Origin of the sequence: Protofrankia sp. CiP3 (genome assembly GCF_917627345.1) — a bacterium.
Lineage (GTDB): Bacteria > Actinomycetota > Actinomycetes > Frankiales > Frankiaceae > Protofrankia.
Genome location: NZ_CAKJTM010000013.1, coordinates 1 through 3,663, shown reverse-complemented (window position 1 = coordinate 3,663; position 3,663 = coordinate 1). Strand labels below are relative to the sequence as shown.

Genomic DNA, 3,663 nt, shown 5'->3' with positions numbered 1-3,663 from the left:
TGTTACACCGTTGTTCTTACAGGCCCACACGCGCGGCTGCCGGAGCAGGGAGAAACCAGCGCGGCCGTACATCTGACGTTTGATCAGTTTCGTCGTGGTGTTGATGCCTTCCATGGGGCCGTTGCTGGAGGGCAGGGCCAGTCCGGCGACGAAGGTATGCAGGGCGGGCAGGTCGTCACCCGGTACATTCTTCATCCACATGTCGAGGTCCTCGCCGCGGCGCTCGGTGAGCAGGATGGCGAACGCGCGTACCCGGGCGGCCAGGACGGTCATCTGCGGGCAGCTCGCGACCAGGTCACCCGAGGTGCCGCCGCAGGTCGGCGGGCCTACTCGCCAGCCAGCTGACCAGTCGACGCGGGGACAGCCGGGGTGCGTGCGGGTCGGCGCGTCTCTGGGTGAGGGAGCGCACGAGCAGGGTGGCACTACCCGGATAGCCCTGCTCGCGGATCTCGGCCAGCAGGCGGGTGACCGCCACGGCGGGCTCGGCGGCGCAGATGGTCGCGTTAGGGGTCGACCAGCGTGTGGCGGGACGCCGCAGGGCCTCGGCCGGCTCTGCGCCCGGGCATAGCGCGTGACGGTGCCGCGCGACCAGCCCAGACGGCGGGCGCACTCGAGCAGTGCTGTCATACCCAGCGTAGGACGTCGATCCGTCGCGGCACACCACCCGAACCCCGGGATGCTCGCGCCGCCGGGCCGCCACGGTGGCGGCCCGGCGGTCGGGCAGCACATCGACGCGCCGGTGGCTAACGGCGTCGATCACCAGGGTTGCGTACCGGCGGCCTCGCCGCAGCGCACAGTCGTCCATGCTGAGTACCTCCGGGACCGGCGGGAACCGGCAGCGCCATGCGTCCTCTGACACGGCGCGGTGCCTGATCTTTCTGATTTTTTTGAATAAGGATGGCGATCCTGGGAATGAACACTTCGGCGCGGATGATACGGCCGGGCGGAGGGACACGTCCAACCGGATAGGCCCGTTACCCTTGAAGGAGCGAGCGGTGGGGTCAAGCCTTCCGGATGCTCTCTTTTTCTCCGCCAGGTTGTGGGGTACGACTGGTTGCTCCCGTGAACGCGGGCCCAGCCCAGCCCGTACACGAGGACGTTACAGAAATGCTCGGCACCGTGCGGGTCAGTGCCGGTAGTAATGGGATCGGCGTGGTGGTCGAAGCTAAGGAGTTACCGTGGTCACCAGGAATCGGACTAGGACGCGCACGTACCGCGGCATCTTTCTCGGGATCCTGCTGTATCTGGCGATCGGGTTGATCGTCACCTTTCAGGATTATTGGCACATCCAGGATTGGGATCATCACGTCTTTCCGAGTCTACTCACCGCGTTCGTAGCCACCGCCCTCTGGCCGATCTCCCTCTTCTACACCTTCACCCTTCACCGTCAGTGACCTGATTATGAGCGTGCCACGACAGTCCTGTCCGCTCCCTGTGGACAGAAGAATTGAACGTCGCAACTCATCGTGGCCCCGAGATAGAGAGATCGTAAATATGCCCTCAACCTATCATTGTCCGCTACGGACGCTTGCTGGCAGCTTCATTCCTTATCGACGGGCCTCCTCGTCGCGGAACGATCGATTCCGGGGCTGCCGCACCACCGGTCGGGAAAACGGCTGGTCTTCGAGGTTGACTCGTTCGCATCAGTCGGATTCCGTTTCTCTCTCGACACGGGAGACATCAACGCCGGCCGACCCCAGCTGGCCAGGGGCCGCTGTCTGCGGCCGCCATGTCAGTCCAACCTGTAGCTGCGCGGTTGCACCCGCAGCGGCGAGCAGGGCGCCGGACTTAGCGGTGAGTTCAAGGCCGAAGGTGACGGTGATCTCGTCGGGGTAACGGGTAAGGGGCTGGAGTTGTCGGAGAACCGTTTGAGCGACAGTGCGGATCGTGGCCAGGGCTGCATCGAAGGTGCGTTCCGCCCGCTCGATCGTCTCGGGCCCGCCCAGGCCGCCCCGGGTGACGACGGCGCCGGGTTCGTCGGTGACCTGCACGAGCACGACGCCACCGTCCTCGAGCGGGAACTCCACCGCAACCATCCGTTCGCTCCGATCATTCGCCGAATGGCGGCACTACGCCAAGTCACTGACAATCCTGCTTGAGGCTATCTCGCCGGGCCGCCAAGGCACCGATAAAACCACGGTGCGGCGTGTCCCCTACCTACTTCGGAATCGTCATGGTTTGCAGCATCGAGATCGAGATCGCGGAAGCTGTCAGCTCGGGCGGCTACCCAGTGACTGTGCGTTCCTCCACCGGCGGGGAGGCGTCTGGGCTGCTCCGGTTGGACGTCGAGAAGCTGCTATGCCGGCGTCGGGAACTGCAGATGGCCTTGCTCGCGTCAGCGGCACCAACTACCCGCGGGCGGTTGCCGGCGCTCGAGGTCCCTGTTCGGGAGATTGGCCAGCAGCTTTTCACCGCACTAGTCGGCGGTCCGGTCTATGGCCGGTATGCTGCTGCGACAGAGACCGCCCAGCAGAACGGCGAACTGCTACGGGTGGTGTTGCGGCTACGAGCGCCGGAGCTGGCGGCGCTGCCCTGGGAGATGCTGTTCGACCCAGAATCCGGCGGTTATCTGTGCCAGTACGAGCCGCTGATCCGCCACCTGCCGGTCCCAACTCCGGGCGCGCCGGTCATCAAGCCGCCGCTGCGCGTGCTCGGCCTGGTAACGGCTCCGCGGGATCTGGCTGCCTTGGACACCGACGGGGAAAAGGCCCGGCTGAGCGAGGCCCTTACCGACCTCGGTGGACGAGTGCACCTGGAGTGGGCACCCGGCGCCCGTTGGGAAGATCTGCAGCACATCCTGCTGCAGGGGCCGTGGCACGCGGTCCATTTCATCGGCCACGGCGGATTCGACCAGACCGCCGGAGAGGGCACCATCGCGTTGGAAGGCGCCGATCACCGCGCTAACTGGGTCAGCGCACATCGGCTCAGACAGCTGCTCAGTATCCAAACCCCAGCGCTGCGGCTGATCGTGCTCAACTCCTGCGCGTCCGGGCAGGCCGCCGTAGATGACCTGTTCTCCAGTACTGCGGCCGCTCTGGTCCGCTCCGGAGTGTCGGCTGCGGTGGCTATGCAGTTCGCGGTCAGCGACCCGGCCGCCAAAGCGTTCGCCGCCGGCTTTTACCAGGCTATCGCCACCAACCGAAGCATCAGCGAGGCCGTACGCGTCGGCCGGATCGGTATCGCCGGCGCCAATGCAACCACCCTGGAATGGGCCACCCCCGTGCTCTATCTCCGTGGAGAACATGGCCAGGACTCATCGCTGTTCACTGTCACTGACACGGTCGCGTCGACCCGGCAGCAGGATGCGCCGTCAGCCGAAAGGGCTGCCCAGACTGCCGCCGTTCGCGCCCTCTACCAGCAGGCCATGGCCAAGTTCCGCACCGGACACTACGACCAGGCCTTGCCGTTGTTCGACAGTCTACTCACCCTCGACGTACATTTTGCCGATGCTGCCGAACGCCATAAAGACTGCCATACCCGGCAGCGTGCGACCGCCGCCTACCAGGCCGCCGACGCCGCCGAGCAGGCCGGGGACTGGCCCACTGCCATCCGCAGTTATACAGCTGTCCTCGAGCTCGATCCCGGCCACAGCGGCGCCCTCCGGCGGCGGGAGCAATGCCGCACCCGCCAGCACATCGCTGACCTACAGAACGAACTACGCTT

The 3,663-nt window shown here is 65.7% G+C and carries 4 protein-coding genes and 1 pseudogene; 2 read left to right on the top strand and 3 right to left on the bottom strand.

Annotation, left to right across the window (positions count from 1 at the left end; genetic code table 11):
- Both MJ797_RS07290 and MJ797_RS07285 read right to left on the bottom strand, forming a co-directional pair.
- Positions 1-273: pseudogene (locus tag MJ797_RS07290) on the bottom strand (hypothetical protein); the annotation flags it as partial.
- A gap of 22 nt (positions 274-295) precedes the next feature.
- The gene (locus tag MJ797_RS07285) at positions 296-805 is read right to left on the bottom strand and encodes a transposase (protein ID WP_239333054.1); all 510 of its coding nucleotides are present in this window, start codon (positions 803-805) and stop codon (positions 296-298) included.
- Between the two features lie 373 nt (positions 806-1,178).
- Between MJ797_RS07285 and MJ797_RS07280 the strand changes: the two genes are divergently transcribed.
- The gene (locus MJ797_RS07280; RefSeq protein ID WP_239310245.1) at positions 1,179-1,394 is read left to right on the top strand and encodes a hypothetical protein; all 216 of its coding nucleotides are present in this window, start codon (positions 1,179-1,181) and stop codon (positions 1,392-1,394) included.
- A gap of 249 nt (positions 1,395-1,643) precedes the next feature.
- On the opposite strand, the gene MJ797_RS07275 is transcribed toward MJ797_RS07280, so the two are convergent.
- A complete protein-coding gene (locus MJ797_RS07275; protein ID WP_239333052.1) occupies positions 1,644-2,036 on the bottom strand; it encodes a CU044_2847 family protein in 393 nt (130 codons plus the stop codon).
- Between the two features lie 110 nt (positions 2,037-2,146).
- Between MJ797_RS07275 and MJ797_RS07270 the strand changes: the two genes are divergently transcribed.
- Positions 2,147-3,663, top strand: a 1,517-nt coding sequence (locus tag MJ797_RS07270) for a CHAT domain-containing protein (protein WP_239333050.1), incomplete at its 3' end; no start/stop codon positions are given.